This is a genomic window from Streptomyces sp. NPDC052042, from assembly GCF_044548345.1.
Lineage (GTDB): Bacteria > Actinomycetota > Actinomycetes > Streptomycetales > Streptomycetaceae > Streptomyces.
On record NZ_JBIUBU010000001.1, the window covers coordinates 612963 to 629197 of the forward strand.

General features: G+C 68.9%; 14 protein-coding genes, 1 tRNA gene and 3 pseudogenes. 12 read left to right on the top strand and 6 right to left on the bottom strand.

Translation table 11 applies throughout. The features are described from left to right. Positions 1-506 precede the first annotated feature (506 nt). The 3 genes from ACIHCL_RS02660 to ACIHCL_RS02670 all read left to right on the top strand — a co-directional run bounded on the left by ACIHCL_RS02660 (position 507) and on the right by ACIHCL_RS02670 (position 3691). Complete coding sequence (locus ACIHCL_RS02660; protein WP_399856166.1) at positions 507-1151, top strand: HNH endonuclease family protein; 645 nt, start codon at positions 507-509, stop codon at positions 1149-1151. Between the two features lie 1011 nt (positions 1152-2162). Further along, entirely contained in the window at positions 2163-2606 is a 444-nt protein-coding gene (locus tag ACIHCL_RS02665; protein ID WP_399856168.1) for a DoxX family protein, read from the top strand. A 431-nt stretch (positions 2607-3037) separates the two neighbouring features. Continuing rightward, positions 3038-3691, top strand: a complete 654-nt coding sequence (locus ACIHCL_RS02670; RefSeq protein WP_399856170.1) for a DedA family protein — start codon at positions 3038-3040, stop codon at positions 3689-3691. Here the strand turns inward: ACIHCL_RS02670 and ACIHCL_RS02675 are convergent. Together ACIHCL_RS02675 and ACIHCL_RS02680 are read right to left on the bottom strand one after the other, a co-directional pair. Next, the gene (locus tag ACIHCL_RS02675; RefSeq protein WP_399856172.1) at positions 3678-3902 is read right to left on the bottom strand and encodes a DUF2277 domain-containing protein; all 225 of its coding nucleotides are present in this window, start codon (positions 3900-3902) and stop codon (positions 3678-3680) included. The two genes, ACIHCL_RS02670 and ACIHCL_RS02675, sit on opposite strands and share 14 nt — an antisense overlap. A 215-nt stretch (positions 3903-4117) precedes the next feature. Further along, entirely contained in the window at positions 4118-4552 is a 435-nt protein-coding gene (locus ACIHCL_RS02680; protein ID WP_399856174.1) for a hypothetical protein, read from the bottom strand. Positions 4553-5125: 573 nt separating this feature from the next. On the opposite strand from ACIHCL_RS02680, the gene ACIHCL_RS02685 reads away from it, so the two are divergent. The 6 genes from ACIHCL_RS02685 to ACIHCL_RS02710 all read left to right on the top strand — a co-directional run bounded on the left by ACIHCL_RS02685 (position 5126) and on the right by ACIHCL_RS02710 (position 11279). After that, positions 5126-6334, top strand: coding sequence for a serine hydrolase domain-containing protein (locus ACIHCL_RS02685; RefSeq protein WP_399856176.1), 1209 nt, complete (start codon positions 5126-5128; stop codon positions 6332-6334). Positions 6335-6786: 452 nt separating this feature from the next. Next, complete coding sequence (locus ACIHCL_RS02690; RefSeq protein ID WP_399856178.1) at positions 6787-7521, top strand: TetR/AcrR family transcriptional regulator; 735 nt, start codon at positions 6787-6789, stop codon at positions 7519-7521. Between the two features lie 262 nt (positions 7522-7783). Beyond that, the gene (locus ACIHCL_RS02695; RefSeq protein ID WP_399856181.1) at positions 7784-8725 is read left to right on the top strand and encodes an N-acetylmuramoyl-L-alanine amidase; all 942 of its coding nucleotides are present in this window, start codon (positions 7784-7786) and stop codon (positions 8723-8725) included. A gap of 192 nt (positions 8726-8917) precedes the next feature. Then, the gene (locus ACIHCL_RS02700; RefSeq protein WP_399856183.1) at positions 8918-9565 is read left to right on the top strand and encodes a hypothetical protein; all 648 of its coding nucleotides are present in this window, start codon (positions 8918-8920) and stop codon (positions 9563-9565) included. Positions 9566-9970: 405 nt separating this feature from the next. Further along, complete coding sequence (locus ACIHCL_RS02705; RefSeq protein WP_399856186.1) at positions 9971-10525, top strand: TerD family protein; 555 nt, start codon at positions 9971-9973, stop codon at positions 10523-10525. Positions 10526-10898: 373 nt separating this feature from the next. After that, positions 10899-11279: a hypothetical protein gene (locus ACIHCL_RS02710; protein ID WP_399856188.1), complete on the top strand. Its 381-nt coding sequence runs from the start codon at positions 10899-10901 to the stop codon at positions 11277-11279. Positions 11280-11369: 90 nt separating this feature from the next. On the opposite strand, the pseudogene ACIHCL_RS02715 reads toward ACIHCL_RS02710, so the two are convergent. The 3 pseudogenes from ACIHCL_RS02715 to ACIHCL_RS02725 form a co-directional block, all read right to left on the bottom strand. After that, positions 11370-11604 (bottom strand): annotated as a pseudogene (locus ACIHCL_RS02715) (helix-turn-helix domain-containing protein); the annotation flags it as partial. Positions 11605-11632: 28 nt separating this feature from the next. Next, a pseudogene (locus ACIHCL_RS02720) lies at positions 11633-11830 on the bottom strand (DUF6879 family protein); the annotation flags it as partial. A gap of 422 nt (positions 11831-12252) precedes the next feature. Continuing rightward, a pseudogene (locus ACIHCL_RS02725) lies at positions 12253-12417 on the bottom strand (HNH endonuclease); the annotation flags it as partial. Between the two features lie 1407 nt (positions 12418-13824). On the opposite strand from ACIHCL_RS02725, the gene ACIHCL_RS02730 reads away from it, so the two are divergent. Continuing rightward, positions 13825-14049: a hypothetical protein gene (locus ACIHCL_RS02730; protein ID WP_399856190.1), complete on the top strand. Its 225-nt coding sequence runs from the start codon at positions 13825-13827 to the stop codon at positions 14047-14049. 615 nt (positions 14050-14664) lie between these two features. Then, positions 14665-15033 (top strand): nuclease-related domain-containing protein, encoded by a 369-nt coding sequence (locus tag ACIHCL_RS02735; RefSeq protein ID WP_399857112.1) that lies wholly within the window; start codon positions 14665-14667, stop codon positions 15031-15033. Here the strand turns inward: ACIHCL_RS02735 and ACIHCL_RS02740 are convergent. After that, positions 14990-15064, bottom strand: a tRNA-Val gene (locus tag ACIHCL_RS02740). The two genes, ACIHCL_RS02735 and ACIHCL_RS02740, sit on opposite strands and share 44 nt — an antisense overlap. A 220-nt stretch (positions 15065-15284) precedes the next feature. Here ACIHCL_RS02740 and ACIHCL_RS02745 point away from each other — a divergent pair. Continuing rightward, positions 15285-16058 carry a DUF4097 family beta strand repeat-containing protein gene (locus tag ACIHCL_RS02745; protein ID WP_399856192.1) on the top strand — a complete coding sequence of 258 codons (774 nt, stop codon included), beginning with the start codon at positions 15285-15287 and terminating at the stop codon, positions 16056-16058. The last annotated feature ends 177 nt before the right edge of the window (positions 16059-16235 follow it).

Genomic DNA, 16235 nt, shown 5'->3' on the forward strand with positions numbered 1-16235 from the left:
TCGGCGCAGCCGCCCGCTCGAGCACGGGCATGACGGCCATCGCCCGCATCGCCCGCACCGCCATCGGCGGCATCGGCGGCATCGGCGGCATCAGCACGAACGACCGCACGGCTCCCGCCTGAAACGGCCAGGCGCCATCAACTGCCGTGCGAGAACGGCATCGAGTGCGATGCCGACCGGGAACGGCACACCCTAACCCCGCAGTCGGCCGGCCCCGGCAGCCCCGAGGCCGACAGCCTCGGAATCACCCCGCACCGGCCTCCGGGGCGCGAACCCTCCCTGTGCGCGGCCAACTTGTCGACTTGTCGAAGGATCGGCACACATACCCGCACGGACACGCACGCGCACCCTCCGCGCCTCAACCCCCGTACACCGAACCCTTGATGTGACGTGCTCATGTCGCCACCCTGTTACCTGGTGCCCGCCCCTCGGAAACCCGGCGCCGCCACGATGGCCGGGCTCGACCGACCATCCATCCAAGGTCCCCCCACATCAAGGGAGTTCGCATGTCAGGTCTCTACGCGCGTCGCTTCGCCGTCGCCGCCGCGTCCGCGGCCCTCGCCGCGACGACCGGGCTGCTCAACGCCCCGACCGCCCAAGCAGCCATGCCCACCCCGGTCTTGGCATCGACCGCCCGCACCTATCTGAGCCAGTTGACCGTCTCGGCCGAAGGCTCGTCGGACGGCTACAGCCGAACCAAGTTCCCGCACTGGATCACCCAGTCCGGCACCTGCAACACCCGCGAAGTCGTGCTGAAGCGCGATGGCACGAACGTGCAGCAGGACTCCAGCTGCGCGGCGGTCAGCGGCACTTGGTACTCCCAGTACGACGGCGCCAGCTTGAGCGCCGCCTCCAACCTGGACATCGACCACGTGGTGCCGCTCGCCGAGGCGTGGCGGTCCGGTGCCAGCGGCTGGACCACGGCCAAACGGCAGGACTTCGCCAATGACTTGACGCGACCTCAGCTCATCGCGGTCACGGGCAGCGTCAACCGGTCCAAGGGCGACAAGGACCCGGCCAAGTGGCTCCCCCCGCGCACCGCTTACCGCTGCGTCTACGCGCGCGCCTGGGTGCATGTGAAGCACCACTACGGCCTGAGCGTCGACGCGGCGGAGAAGAGCGCGCTGCAGGGCATCCTGAACGGCTGCTGAGCACGGCACCGGAGCCCACCACCCCCCGCCCGAACGGAAGGACTCGGGCGGGGCTTTCCGCGCCCCCTTTCTTCCCTCGGCCCGCTCCGCCCCGACGACGACCACGGGCCGGCCGGCGCCCGCCCCGCACCGATGCGCAGAGGGACAGCGACGGCACCACTCCCCCGAAACACCGACGTGTTTTCGGTCGACTACGATCGCCGACAAGGATCACCGGAGCCGCCGCGAAGCAGGCATGCGCACCGGGCCGCGACGGAGCACGCCGAACCGAACTCGAAGCCCGCGCAGGGCACGATTCGCGCTCCTGCCCACCGACCCCAACGAACCCACCCTCGGGCGGTGTTCAGGGGGCACGGCCTCGCGTCACGGCGCTCACGACCGGAACAGCGGACGGCGGATACCGGGCGACGAACACCGGTCGCCGGACGAACGGCACTGAGTGCCAGGAACTCGGTGCGGCACACCGAGAAGAGACACCGGCACCGGGCACGGCCCCGCCACGGCCCCTCGCCCGGGCACGCCGCACCACCCGGCAACCCCTCTGATCACGCATCCTTCACCATCGCGCCACCCCACCGCCCATGACGCGCCCCCATCCATCGAGGCCGATCCCGCCCCCTCGAAGACCGCTGGGAAGGCTACGGGCCGAGCACCGGCTTCCGCTCGGGCCGGCTCCGGACGCGACAACGATCCACCCGACCGTCGCCATCGGGGAGCAGGGACGCAATCCCCCCATACCGACCGGCACGGATCTGGCGGGCCGCGCCGAGGAGAGCGACTTACGTCGCATACCGCGCATGGCCGGAAAGTTTCGTTGCCATTGGTTCAGGCCAAGCAAGGCGACCGAAGAAATGCAGATGGAAGCGGCATCCATTCAAAGCCGGGCCTAACACCATAGGTCGATTTTCGGCCAGTCGACATAATGTTGAACTTGCAAGCATTGGTGAGGTCTCCCTAATCTGGTGCGCCCGATCGGTTCACGTCCCCACCCCACAACCGAAGGAGCCCCCCATGCACACACGCCTGAACCAGGCCCATCCATACGCACTCGGCCTGTTCCGGATCGTCGTCGGCCTCCTCTTCACCTGCCACGGCGCGGCCTCGCTCTTCGGCCTCTTCGGGAGCGACTCCGTCGCCGCCGGCATCTGGCCGAAGTGGTACGCGGCAGTCATCCAACTGATCGGCGGTGCCTTCGTGGCGCTCGGCCTGGGCACCCGGATCGCCGCCCTGATCTGTTCCGGCTCCATGGCGTACGCGTACTTCGTGGTCCACCAGGCCGGCGGCCCGCTCCCGATACAGAACGGCGGGGAGGCCTCGGCCATCTTCTGCTGGGTCTTCCTGCTGCTGGTCTTCAGCGGTCCCGGGGCACTGGCCCTGGACCGGCTGTTCCGCCGGGACGACATGGAGCACGGTGAGACCCGGGCCCACGGTCAGGCTCCCGCCGTGAGGGTCTGAGGAACGCGACGTCCCGAGGGCCCCGAAGAGGGGCTCCGGAAACCCCGTAGAGCCCCCCTCGGGCAGACCCGCAGCCCCGGCAGACCCCGCAAAGCCCCGGCAAACCCCCGGACAGCCCTGAAGGAGCCCCCGACCAGACCCCGAAGCGCCTCCCTGCGGATCCGAAGCGGCCCGCTCCCGGGATCCGGAACACCCCTGCGGAACCGAAGGAATCCGGCGCGTCGGTGGGCCTACCTTCGCCGCCCGCCGCGCACATCGCCGGCGTATGCCCGGAACCCATCCCTCCTGTTCCGGGCGTACGTGAGCTTCCCAACATCATCCTTGTTTACTGATCATCGGATGAGTGTCCGGCGTACGCTGTACAGCCAGCCGTGCCGCTCCTGCCGTTCCCCTACGACGTCGCGGCGTTGTTTCGGATCGGGGAGTAGTACTTGCTTGAGAGTGTGGCTGCACTGACCGGCAGCTCCTGGATATACGCGGCGGTCGCCGTCTCGGTACTCCTGGATGTCTTCCTGCCGGTGCTGCCCAGCGGGGTCCTGGTCATCACCGCCGCCACCGCGGCCGCCGCGGGGTCGTCGACCGTCGTCAGTGCCGCCTCCGCGGCACGCGCGGTGGAGCAGGCGCCCCAGGTCCCCTCCCTCCTCGCACTGATCCTCTGCGCGACAGCCGCCTCGGTCCTCGGCGACCTCGTCGCCTACCGGCTGGCCCGGCGCGGTGGCGAACGTCTGGACCGCGCCATCGCCCGTTCCCGCCGCCTCACCTCGGCGCAGGAACGTCTGGGAACCGCCCTCGCCCGGGGCGGCGGCATCCTCGTCGTCATCGCGCGCTTCGCACCGGCCGGGCGGTCGGTCGTCTCGCTGGGTGCGGGCGCCGCTCACCGCAAGGTGAAGGAGTTCCTCCCCTGGTCAGCCCTCGCGGGCGCCGCCTGGGCGGGGTACAGCGTGGGGCTCGGCTACTTCGGCGGGCAGTGGCTCGGCGCGACCTGGGTGGGCGCCGCCGTCTCCGTCCTCGCCCTGTTCATGGCGGGCGCCCTGGCCGCGTACGTCGTGCGCCGGCCGTCCGCGACGGCCACTACGGCGTCCTGACGGCGCCCCGTATCTCCAGACCGTCCAGCAGCCTGGCGGTCGCCTGCGCGATCTCGTCCACGGCCCGGTCGAACACCTCCCGGTTGTGCGCCGCCGGGGCGCGGAAGCCGGACACCTTGCGTACGAACTGCAGAGCGGCGGCCCGGATCTCTTCCTCGGTGGCCTCTTCGGGAAGAGCGGGCGGTCGTAGCGTCTTGATACTGCGGCACATGAATCCAGTGTGACCCGAGCCACTGACAACGGCCGGGGTGCGTACGCGCGCCGGACCGTCGTCGTACAGCCGCCCGGCACGTGTACCCGCCTACCCCGGTACGCGTGCCCGCCCGCGCCCGTCCCGTCCCGCACCCCCGTCCCGTCCGTCCGGCAGCCTCGGGCGGGCGCGGATCCTCGGACGACGCGGGCGGCGCAGACGATGGCGCGGACAGCTCAGACGATCGCCTGCGACCGGTCCGTGCACAGAGCCCAGATCACGAACGTGTCGACGGCGATGGAGATGATCGCCCAGATCGGCTGGTACGGCAGCCACGCGAAGTTGACGACCAGGCTGACGGCGGCGAGCGTCACACCGGCGGCGCGGGCCCACATCGCCCCTTTGAGAATGCCCCAACCGGTGATCCCGAGCACGATGCCGAGGACGAGGTGGATCCAGCCCCACGCGGTCACGTCGAACCGGAACGTGTAGCTGTTGACGCGCGCGTAGACCTGGTCACCTGCGATACCGGCGATCCCCTTGATCACCCCGAAGACGCCGTCGACGAGGAGCAGGACTCCGGCGAACATGGTTCCGCCGGCCGCCCAGGGGCTGGCTGCCTCGTGGTCACCGGTACGGGCCGGGCCGGATGCGGGCGCTGAGTGTGCCATGGGAACTCCTTGGCCGGAGCGGGTGGAGTCGGGCCGAACAAACCGTGCAGTCCGAGCGGAACGGGCGGCCCGAGTGGATGAGAGCGGGGCCCGGACCGGTCCGGGCCAACAGGGCGGGATCGGGATAGCGAGCGAACCGGACGAGCTGAACGAGTCGACCGGCAGGCCGAGCGGAACCGTGGATCGCCCGGCGGAACCGCGGACCGGGGAACCAGCGATCAGAACCGACCTTGCGCCCGTCGCTGCGCCACGACCACTCGCACGCAGCCGTGCGGGTGGCGACCCGGCCCGAACCCGAATCCGCAGGTGCGCCGAACCCGAAGGCAAGCCGAGGGCCGCCCCGGCGCGACGGCAGAACGGGCCACACGGAGCGGGCGCAGGACATCCGCGGAACCACTCCTGCCCTGCCCGCTCTCGCCTTGCCCGCTCCTGCCTATCCGCTCATGCCCTGCCCGCTCCTGCCTCGCCCTCTCATGCCTTTCCGCACCAGGCCCTTGCCCATGGAAACCCTCGGTGTCACCATCGATGTCACCATTGGTTCAAAAATTGTCTGCGGATCACGAGGTGCGCACGATGGCGAGTGGGATGCGGTGGGCCGCCGCGACGGCGGGAGTCGCGGCGGCGGGGGCAGGGCTGGCCTGGCTGTGGCGGCATCAGGACGAACTGGCGATGCGACGCCCGGTGAACGAATGGACGTTCACGCACATGTCGCTCGTCCTGCCGACGGAGACGGTCACACGTTCCGGACCGGTGTACGAACTGCCGAACCGCCCGCGCCCGCTCGCAGACTTCCGCTATGACTTCGGCGGCGTCCGGCACACCCTGGCGGACCTCCACGCACGGACCCATACGGCCGGCTTCGCGGTCCTGCACCGGGGCGTCCTCGTGCACGAGGACTATCCGGGACGGTTCGCCGCGCCCGATCGGCGCTTCCAGTTGTTCTCGGTGTCGAAGTCGGTGACGTCGATGCTGATCGGCATCGCGCTGGAGGAGGGCGCGCTCGGTTCGGTCGCCGACAAGGTGGTGACGTACTGCCCCGAACTGGTGGGATCGGCGTTCGACGGGCCGACCGTCGAGGACCTGCTGCACATGACCAGCGGAGCGGGCGGCATCGAGGACTACGAGGACCCCGATGCCCCGGTCAACCGGCTGATGGGCGCGGTGATGGGGCGCGGCACCGTACTGAAGGCGGTCCGCTCGGTGGAGAACGCCGCGACGCCGGGCACATGGTTCAACTACTCCACGCTCGACACTCAGGTCCTGGGCTGGACGCTGGAGGCGGCGACGGGCATGTCGCTGGCGCGGTATGCGACCGATCGGCTGTGGAGCAGGATCGGCGCGGAGTACGACGCCTTCTACGCGCTGTCGCGCAGCAGGCCGCGCACGGCCGTCGGCGGCGGTACGTTCAACGCGGCCGTGCGGGACCTGGCGCGCGTCGGGCTGCTGATGGCGCGCGGCGGCCGACTCGGCGACGACCAGGTGGTGCCGGAGGCATGGGTCGAGCGCGGTCGCGGCGCCGAGCTGCCCCATCTGGAGGTGGGTGCGCTGGGCGACAACCCCGGCCACTACGGGTACTCCAACCAGTGGTGGACGCTGGGTGAGCCGCACCGCGCGTTCACGGGCATCGGGATCCACGGCCAGTACCTGTGGGTGGACCCGGTGGCGGACGTCGTGGTGGTCAAGACCAGCGCATGGCCCACGGCGGACGACCCGGAGCGGGACGCCGAGACGGTGGCGGCCCTGTCCGCACTGGTGACGCACCTGGAGGCAACGTCGGACTGACCGCCCGTGAGCGATCGTGAGCGGCAAGGAGCACGATCGGTCCGCCGCCCGGGCCTCGCCGTCACAAGGTGGACGCGGCCGGTCACGGCGTCAGGCCGTGACCGGAGGCGTCCCGCCTGGCGCCCGGCGGCCGGCGCTTCCCCGGGCTCTCGGCCTCGTTCGAGCAGGGGCGACCCCGTCCCAGGGACTTCCGGCCGGCTGGCCGGTGGCACGCGCCGGACGCCGCACGGCCCGGCCTCCGGCCGGACGCCACCGGTTCGAAAGACACGGCTACGGGCTGTCGCGTCATCCGTGGTGGATCAGCGCGGTGTACGCGGTGTCGAATGCGGTGTATCGCGAGGCGGAGGGGCCCGCATACTGGATATATGCGGGTGTTCCGACAGCGCGGCTAGGCGCCGCAGCCGCCGTCGCACGCCCGCCGGGGATGACGGGACAGCCCTTAGGATGACGGCATGACAGATCCTGGGACCACGGACGACCCGGAGCCCAGGTCCCTGCGCGGCAGACCGCCCAGAGCGGCTCTGACCCAGGACCGGATCCTGGACGCTGCGGCGTCGCTGATCGAGCGCGAGGGACCGGACGCGCTCACCCTGCGCCGCCTGGGGGCGGACCTCGGTTCCAACCACACGGCGGTGCTGCGCCATTTCTCCAGCAAGGACGACATCCTTCTCGGGCTGACCGAACGGCTGATCGCCGAGGCGATCGACGGCTTCGAGGCGAGCGAGGACTGGCGCGACACATTGGCCGCCCTTGCCCGGCGGATGCGTCGCGTGTGCCTGGCGCATCCCCGGATCGCCGTTCTGGTCACCTCCCGGGTCTCGCGCCGCGAGGCCGAGTTCCAGGGCGCGGACATCGTCATCGGCGCGCTCGGGCAGGCGGGCTTCGACCACCGGGACGCCGCCCGCTACTACCGCGCCCTGGTCGAAACGTCCCTGGCCATGGGTGCGTTCGAGGCATCCTTCGCCGCCCTGGACCCCGAGGCCAGGGCGGGTGACCGCAGGGCCTGGCGGCGCGAGTACCTCCTCGCCTCCCCCGCCCGCCACCCGCATCTGGCGGCCGCTGCCCCCTACTTGGCCGAGGCCGACGAGGACGACCACTTCGAGACCACCCTGGCCCTGCTGCTCGACGCGGTCGAGTTGCGCGCCCGGCGCACGCGGGAGGCTCGCCCCGCCCCGACTCGGGACTAACCGGAACCTCGGGGACGAGTCCGGCCGTCACGGCAGGGGTATGCAACCCGTACGCCGTTCCTCCCGCCGGGAGCTGGTCACGTTCCCACGGACCTCGACGAACGGCGCGAAGTACGGGTGATGGCGGCTGATTTCACATACTGTGGTCCGAATTCCCCAGCGGTGAGCGGGCCGAGAAGTGGAGTCACCGATCCGGACAGCGGCCGACGGCCGTGGGCCGGTTCCGGAACGCCGCATGCACCGCAACGCGAAAGGAGATTCCGTGGCAAAGCCTCTGAGCGCGGCACAGGTCATATCTGCGCTGCGCGCCGAGGGCGTCCGTGTTGTCGAGGTCGGCAACTGGCGTACGCACAACCGTAATTCGAAGGGCGCGTGGGGCCCGGTCAACGGGTCGATCGTGCATCACACGGTCACCAAGGGCACCGCGTCCACCGTGACCATGGTCCGTGACGGGTACTCATCCCTGCCCGGCCCGCTCTGCCACGGGATGATCGCGAAGGACGGCCGGGTCCACTTGGTCGGCTGGGGCCGCGCCAACCACGCGGGCGGTGGCGACCCGCGGGTACTGGACCAGGTGATCGCCGAGTCGTACGGCAGCAGGCCGAGCGCGCCCACGAAGGGCAACGCGAACGGGATCGACGGCAACGCGCGGTTCTACGGCTGGGAGTGCGAGAACCTCGGCGACGGCAAGGACCCGTGGCCCGCCGCCCAGTACGACGCGATCGTCCGCGTGCAGGCGGCCCTGTGCCGGGCGCACCGCTGGTCGGCGAAGAGCGTGATCGGCCATCTGGAGTGGAGCTCCGACAAGGTCGACCCCCGCGGCTTCACCATGGTCAAACTCCGCGCGGACGTGGCCGAGCGCCTGAAGCACCCGGCGAGCTGGAACCCGAACAAGGAGGACCCCATGGCGGGGATCACCAAGAAGGACATCTTCGACGCCGTCTGGAAGACCGACGCGATCGCCGGCCCGACGGACGCGGCCGACCACAAAACGAACCCGACGTGGCAGGCGCAGTCGATCCTCAAGGACATGCAGGCTCGCATCCGGTCCATGGACAAGCGGTTGGCCGCCCAGACCGCCGCGATCACCGCACTCGCCGGACAGCTCGGCAAGGGCGCCGACACCGCGACCATCGTCACCGCGGTCGAGAACGCCATCGAACGGGCCGTCATCGACGTGAACATCAACACCAGAGAGCGGTGACGGCCACACCGATACCCGCCCCCGTCCTCCATGGCCCGGCCGCCCGCGGCCGGGCCATGCACGACCGGGCCATGCACGACCGGGCCATGCACGACCGGACCATGCGCGACCGCGCCATGCACGACCGGGCCATGCACGACCGACAGCGGGTATCGCTGTCACGGCGAACAGCCCCTCGTAGAGTGGACCGTCATGGCCGAGTCTCACCCGCTGCTGGGCATGTTCCTCAATGCTGCCGACGGACGCTTCCCTCCCGCGGATGGCCGCCTGACGGTTCTTCCCCCGCTGCCGGGCGGGTTGGAGTGCTCGGTCGCCTTCACCGGGCACGCCGTGATCGCCACCGCCCTGTCCGCTTCCGACGTCCGGGCTCAAGGACCCGACGGTTACGGGGCATCAATGGCTCCTGACTTCCTGCGATACCTCGCAGGCCGCGATGGGTGGATCGACAGCGTCGACGCGATACTCGTTGCGCGTGGCACGCCGGCCCCTCACCGCCTGCATGAACGCCTTGATGTCGATGACCACCCCCGTGTCCGTCACGCTCGGGCTCTGCGTACCGACGTCCGTGTCTACGGAGATGGACGCGGCCTTGTCACACTGGCCGACGGCCTGGCTGGACGACATGAGATGAGCGTCGAACTCAACCGTCCCGACAGCGGTGGGGCTGGGCTTGGTCGCTCCCTGCTGCGCGACGCGCTCACCTTGGTGCCCGCTGGTGAGCCGGTCTTCGCCGCTGTCGCCCCGGGCAACGCTCGATCCCTTCGGGCCTTCCTCGCGGCGGGATACCGACCGCTGGGCAGCGAGGTCATCATCCGTCCCAACCGGCCGACCCCAAGGTAGACACCCGACCATCACCATAGGAAACAGCCCCGTACCACGGTCAACCACCGCACGGAGCACGGCATCTGACTCGCCCGCACCACGAACTGCCCCCGGCCGCATCGCACGACGCCGCGAGCGACAGGGCCTTCGCGCCCTGCTGTCCGGCGCGGAAGTACAGAAGAACCGCCGCCGGGCCAGATCGATTCCCCGGCCAAGAAGCCTGGTTCCCACCCGCACCGGGATGGCCCTGGTGCCCCCGGCTTTGCCTCCGGTGTCCTCGGCTCCGCCCCTCGGTATCGTCCAGGCCACGAGCGTGGCGCCGGTCCTGGTCCGGCGGAGTGCGCTGGTGTGAGAACCCCCCTGACATGCCATGATGGACGAACAGTCTTGCCCAACAGCGAAGTTGGGATATCACCTGCGTGCATGGGAGGACGGCTGGTGAACGGCATCAGAAGGGATGTCCGCAAGATCGAGGTCGCGCTGAAGTGGGATCCGAGTCCCAGTGGCGAGCCGGCCAGCCACCTCGACATCGTCGCCGCAACCTACTTGGCGACCGCCCCGTACGGAGACCCCTCCTACGTGGTGCACTGGGACAGCCGCTCCCCGGACGGCACCATCTACCTCAACCGGGACAGCAAAGACGGCAAGGGCCTGGGCTGGGACGAGGTGATGACGCTGGAGCTCGACCGTCTCGACAGCCGGTACGCGCGCGTGGTGGTCGGCGTCGTCATCCACCAGAACGCCTGCCGCAGGACATTCGCCGGCGTGCTCAGCCGTGGCCTGCGCCTGCGCGAGGGCTACAACGTCCTGGAGGAGGACGACTTCAGCGGTGTCCTGGAGGCGACGGCGGCGACGGTCGGCGAGTTCGTACGCGAAGACTCCGGAACGTGGACCTTCCGCCCCGGTATCCGCGGATACGACGAGGAAGCGGCGGCCTTCACCAGGATCATGGGCCACGCCCCCGAGCAGACGCCCTGATCGTGCCGTGAGCCCGCGCGAGGGCCCGCCACTCGGGCGGGGTCCTTACCCGGGCTCTACGGGTACTCGCTGCCGGTCGGGCGGTGCTTGAGGCGCCGGCCGATCGCGGGTATCGGACATCCGCGGGCACGGCGGGCTCTGCGACGCTCTGGCCGCGGGCCGGCTCGATGTGGCCCGGCTGCGGCGGGCCCTTGTGCCGCTGCCGCGAGCGGCGGACGGCCGGCTGATACTGGCCGCCGCGCAGTGGCGATATATCCGGCATTCCCGAACAAGCGAAGACCCGCCCCACACAGCGGGTCTTCGCAATTTCACCACAACCATTCGGGGCAACCACCTATCTCACCAAGCACAGACCCATGTACGGAGAGTGCACATGAGACGCGCCGCCCTGATCGCTGTCACCGCCGCCGCCCTGTTAACGCTCACGGCCTGCGAGGACGCCGTCACCACGAAGCCAGCGCCGACAGAGACCGTCGACCGCGCCGCCATCGAAGAGGCCGCGGGCATTCCGCCCGCGCCGACCGGAGCTGACCGCGACGCCTATCTCGCTGCGATCAAGGCCATTGACCCGCGGATCGTCGAGGACGAGGGGAAGGCCATCGACGCCGGCCGGAACCAGTGCGCCTCGCTGCGCAGGGGCAGCAAAAAGCCGGACCGGGCTGCGGCACAGCGGTTCGGAAACGACGCGCGCCCGCTCACGGACGAGCAGGGCAAGGCATTGAACGAGGCACTCCGCAAGACCATCTGCCCCTGAACCGGCACTCGCACAACAACGAACGCCCCGTCACCAACGGGGCGTTACGCATGCCCAGACCACCATGGCGAGATGGTGGCCGGGGTGCCGGTCTGCGGCCTGGTCCTCCACGCCGCATGCATGACACCACCGGCGGATGCCCTCCGGCGTCGGCGGAGTGCGGGCGTTCTCCATCCGGCTCCATCCGGGATGTCTTCGGGTGGATCCAGCCGCACCGCGAGGCCAGCCCTTTCCCAGTCAGGCCGGCATCGACCCGCAGGCCACGCAGGCGTCGTGCGACGCACTCACGGGCTGCTTGGGCCGAGGAAGACGGGGAAGCGGGCATGTGGTGCGGCTGAATCCTTCACCTGGTCGAGCTTGAATTCGCTGTGTGGGACGGCACGTTGCCGCACTGCCTCGAACGCCTCAGTGCACAGTCGAGCCGCCGCGCGGTCCGCGTTGGTCTCTCCCGGCGCCGACGCGCCGTCCCCGGTGAAGTGGTTCCACCGGATGAGCCGGCCGCCGATGAGCCAGAAGTCGTTGCCCGGCAAAGCAAGATCGGATGCCCGCCGTCACGGAGGACATTGGATGGGGCTGAGCACGGGCAACACAGGCTGACGCCCCCACGGACCAGGTGGCCGCTAAGGAGCCCGCCTTCATTGTGCCCATCCACCTGGGCAGTGTGCCCATCCACCTGGGCAGTTTCCGTGATCGATTAGGAGATTTTCAGGAGGTTAGACGCCGATCTCAACCCATGCGAACCCACGTGAGCCCCCGTCAACGCTTCGGGCCCTGCCGCGATGAAGAACCATCTGAGCAGGGCCCGAAGCTACTTTCACTGGTGGGCGCGGACGGTTTCGAACCGCCGACATCTGCTTTGTAAGTTCCGACTGAAAGCGACTGAGCACCGTGTCGGGCTCGGTTGCGGCTGCCGTCCACGGTTCTCCGGGACTGCCGTTGTACACCGACGTTGATGTCATCTGCGGATGTCAGATCACGCGTCAGGCATCTGTTCGTCAGCCGCCCTACGCGGTCGTGCCAGGGCTTCCGCCGCACGCCTGTCAGCTGCATGCTTTTGCTCTATGGAGTCCCGCAGCTCCCCAGGAGTCGGCCATGGCGCGCGCCGGTGGATCATGCGGTGACAGTTGGCACAAATGAGGGCGAGATCGCTGAGCTTGGTCCGCCCCTCCCCCCGCTACGTGGAGCGGGAGGACATGATGGCACTCGATATACCCAGCGCCGCGGTCCCCGTAGACCGCCTCGAAGTCGAAACCACATGCCTCGCAAGCGAGTCGTCCGCCGCGCTGAAGAACAGAAGCGATCTTCTTCTTGCGCAGGCTCTTGTTCCGTTCACGCGCTCTGTGTCGGCGCACAAGCAATCGCCCTTCGGGCGCACTGTAGTCGTCGCCGAACTCCTCGTCCTCAGTCGGTGCGAGGGACTGCAGTTCGCCCGTCGCGATGCCCTGACGTATAAGCCGCGCGGCCTCGGTCATCTCCACCGGCCGAGCAAGGAACTCGTGCAGTACCGCGACATCCAGCGCGCCACCGTTGGTGGGCTTCCCCTGGTACTCCGGGTGCCGGGTGGCGATGTCGAACGTCTTGCGGGCGACACCATTGGAGTTGCGGAACTTCTCGTTGCGGTCCGCTTCAGCATGGATGGGAAGTAGCTGGAGCAGGGCGGACAGCTCCACCACCCGACCGTCCTGGGCGTCCAGCCCCTTCCAGCCGTTTCCCATCACCAGGTGGCAGGCGAGGATGACCTCGTCGCGGGCCCAATCCGGCTTCTTGATGGCCTTGACCAACCAGCCCGCTTGAGCCACGCCGCGGCATGGTCTTTACCCCCGCTGAACTCGTCCGGCGCGAGGGCCCGTCCCTGGTCCCACTTGTGCGCCACTCCGGCGACCGCCTTGGGGTCGTACTCCCGCCCTTCGTGCACCAGGACGTAGGATCGCGCCTCCCCAAAGCCGTACTTCGCCAAGAAGGTGTCACGCCCCAATTCGTCGTGTTCCACAAGGGTCTTGAGCACGGACTCCTGTGTGATCGCTCCTCTACGCATAGGGGAATCGTAAGGCCGGGCACTGACATCACCCTCGGCAACGAACAGTTCGCCACGGTCACGCACGACCGCTTTGCCCCGAAGTAAGTTGGGCGCGCGGTTGACTCTGGGCTACCACGTCTCTCACCTGCTGCGGTGGTCCACAGACGTGCGCGGTTGTCCGCGGCTGTTCGTCAGCGTTGTCACGCAGCTAGGCACTCACACGCCCCCTCGATGCGAACTACAGGCAGGGCGGTCGCTGATGGTCGCTGGGCTGGCCAGACGGGCTTCCAAATGCACGGACGGTCGGTTGCAGTCGGGCTGGTTGCTGCGCTCCGCTGCTGTGCAGCACAGCCCACCGCTTTAAGAGCGAGGTGGGGCGCACGTGTACTCCTCCGCCGCATCTTCGGCCGCCAGACAGCACACCCCATTGCAAGAAGACCCTGCTGCGCACTCCCTGGGCTGCGAGCGGGCTCGGACCGTCTTGTAGTCTCGCTCCGTCAACACGGCAAGGACGGGGGCGTTCACTCGATGGCAAAGCCGGTACATGCAGCACTGGGGGAAGTCTGGCTCACCTGCCAAGTCTGCCAAGGAGACCTGTTCCGAGAGCGGGAAGTCCTGCTCAACAGCACCGGCATGGAGTTCATGAAGTTGGCCTGGGCCAACGAGAGCGCCACCGGGCTGATCTGCTGGCAGTGCGGCTACGTCCACCTCTTCGTCAACAAGGACATCAAGCTCTACCGAGCCGACAAGTAACGGACGTCTCGGAGTCCGGGACCCTTAGCAGCCTGACTGCCTACCTTCGCCACTCACCTCAACCCACCACTCGCCCCAGCTCCCATCCCGTCCGCCTTCGACCCACACACCGTGGAGCGGTCGTGGTTCAGGGCGTCAAGGTGGAGCGCGCCACTGTACGAACGACCTTGACGCCCTGGGCCGCGACTGCTCGGCTCTGCCTGGGTCGAAGGCGGACGGGATGGGAGCCCACGACGCTCGCCACGCTCCGGCCGGCACTCGCCAACGGCGCCCCGTCCATCCCGGAGTCTGAGCGCCCCCGCCGGAGGCGAGTCCTGAGGCCGCGGGCTTGATTCTCGTCTCATGCCCCTCCGGCCTATCCACGTGGGCGCGCATCGGCGGCGGCAGCGCCGAGCGGGCCGAAGGCAGGAGCGCGGGCGCAGCCAGAGCCGGGAAGCGCGCCCAGCGGAGCGGAGCGCAGCCGGGTGCCTTGATGAGGTAGAGAAACCTGTAACAGCCGCCTTGGTGGCCAGATGCGACATCTTGGCAAGCGGGCGGGCGTGTGGTGCTCTGGCATCGAAACCGGGAGGTGGATGGCTTTTCCGCAAGGCGACTTGGCCTCCAACAGGCCAGGAGATGTTACGTCGGAAGCTCGCAGAGCTGGAACCCAACAGACTCAAGCGGCAGTTCGTCCGCTGGTCGCCGGACCCAGAAAGGCGAAGCTGGGCGTTAGGCCTGATCGGAGAGCGCGCAACAGGTCGCCGGTTGAACTCCCTGCGGCGCCACGGCTGGAGGATCCTGCACGCCATCCAGTGGCCAAGCAAGTCGGACATCGATCACTTGGCCATAGGCCCCTCTGGCGTCTTCACGATCCTTGGATTCAAGGGGTCTTCGCAACTCCCACAGATCGCGGGTGTTGCGAAGACCGTTAGAACCCAGGATCGGCTGAGGGCCTTTGTGCTGGTGGGCGCGGACGGTTTCGAACCGCCGACATCTGCTTTGTAAGAGCAGCGCTCTACCCCTGAGCTACGCACCCGTGGATGAACCAACAGGGTACATGGCCGTCCGAGCGAGGTCACAAACGGTCCTGGCTCGACGGGGCGCGGGCCTCTTGCCGCGGGTGTCAGGGCGGGAACGGGGGGTTACCCCCACCCCGCTCACGGTGGCCGACCGGATTCCGCCGGTCACCGCGGCTTACGTACGGTGACGGCACGCCGTCGGGAACCGCCCGTCGTGACCGTGGGGGATGGATCATCATGGCTCTTCGCACCCGTGCTCTCATCGCATCCGGCGGGGCCGTGCTCCTCGGGCTGGCCGCCAGTGGATGCGGGAGTCCGGACCCCGGTGACGCGCCCGCCGAGCACCGGTCGTTCGCTCTCGACAGCGGGGCCGGGAAGACGCTGACCATCGACTCCAGCAACACGACGCTGGAACTCGTCCCGGCCGATGTGCGGAAGGTCGAGGTGACCCGGCAGATCGACGGCTGGGTGTTCGCCGGGACCGGGCCCGATCCGCAGTGGAGGATGCGGGACGGCACGCTGACGCTCCGGGTGAAGTGCAAGGCCCTGATCAGCGACTGCGCCTCCCGACACCAGGTGAAGGTGCCGCGCGGAATGGCGGTGGTCGTCAAGGGCCGCAACGGGAGGGTGACCGCGTCCGGCTTCGACACGCCGCTCACGCTGCGCAACACCAACGGCGAGGTCACCGTCCGGGAATCCAGCGGGCCGCTCGAACTGGAGAGCAACAACGGGGCCGTCGATGCTGAAGGGGTCTCGGCCTCGTCCGTGTCGGCCCGGTCGGACAACGGCGGAATCCGGCTCGCCTTCACCTCCGTACCGGACCTTGTGAAGACGCAGAGTCACAACGGAAGCATCACCATCGGTCTGCCGAGCGGTTCCGAGAAGTACGCGGTGAGTGCCACCGCTCACAACGGCGGGACCTCGGTGGACGTGCCGCGCGGCGAGGACAGCCCTCATGTGGTGGAGGCTCGCAGCAACAACGGTCGCATCACGGTCGAAACCGTGAACTGATCGGCCCGTGTGTTCGTCCTTACCTGGTGGGACAATGTACCGGGCAGGGCGGAACGGCACGGGAGAGGGATGTGACGGCGACACACACGCGGGCGAGAGCGGGTGGGGATTCCGCCATCGGGGACGTCACTGTCGGCAACCTCGCCACCGGGGGTCACGTCGTCGGCAGTCTCACGG

Excerpts from the sequence above, each read along its gene's own strand:
- ACIHCL_RS02660 (WP_399856166.1), top strand. The coding sequence starts at position 507 with ATGTCAGGTCTCTACGCGCGTCGCTTCGCCGTCGCCGCCGCGTCCGCG.
- ACIHCL_RS02665 (WP_399856168.1), top strand. The coding sequence starts at position 2,163 with ATGCACACACGCCTGAACCAGGCCCATCCATACGCACTCGGCCTGTTC.
- ACIHCL_RS02675 (WP_399856172.1), bottom strand. The coding sequence starts at position 3,902 with ATGTGCCGCAGTATCAAGACGCTACGACCGCCCGCTCTTCCCGAAGAG.
- ACIHCL_RS02680 (WP_399856174.1), bottom strand. The coding sequence starts at position 4,552 with ATGGCACACTCAGCGCCCGCATCCGGCCCGGCCCGTACCGGTGACCAC.
- ACIHCL_RS02685 (WP_399856176.1), top strand. The coding sequence starts at position 5,126 with ATGGCGAGTGGGATGCGGTGGGCCGCCGCGACGGCGGGAGTCGCGGCG.
- ACIHCL_RS02690 (WP_399856178.1), top strand. The coding sequence starts at position 6,787 with ATGACAGATCCTGGGACCACGGACGACCCGGAGCCCAGGTCCCTGCGC.
- ACIHCL_RS02700 (WP_399856183.1), top strand. The coding sequence starts at position 8,918 with ATGGCCGAGTCTCACCCGCTGCTGGGCATGTTCCTCAATGCTGCCGAC.
- ACIHCL_RS02705 (WP_399856186.1), top strand. The coding sequence starts at position 9,971 with ATGGGAGGACGGCTGGTGAACGGCATCAGAAGGGATGTCCGCAAGATC.
- ACIHCL_RS02710 (WP_399856188.1), top strand. The coding sequence starts at position 10,899 with ATGAGACGCGCCGCCCTGATCGCTGTCACCGCCGCCGCCCTGTTAACG.
- ACIHCL_RS02730 (WP_399856190.1), top strand. The coding sequence starts at position 13,825 with ATGGCAAAGCCGGTACATGCAGCACTGGGGGAAGTCTGGCTCACCTGC.
- ACIHCL_RS02735 (WP_399857112.1), top strand. The coding sequence starts at position 14,665 with ATGTTACGTCGGAAGCTCGCAGAGCTGGAACCCAACAGACTCAAGCGG.
- ACIHCL_RS02745 (WP_399856192.1), top strand. The coding sequence starts at position 15,285 with ATGGCTCTTCGCACCCGTGCTCTCATCGCATCCGGCGGGGCCGTGCTC.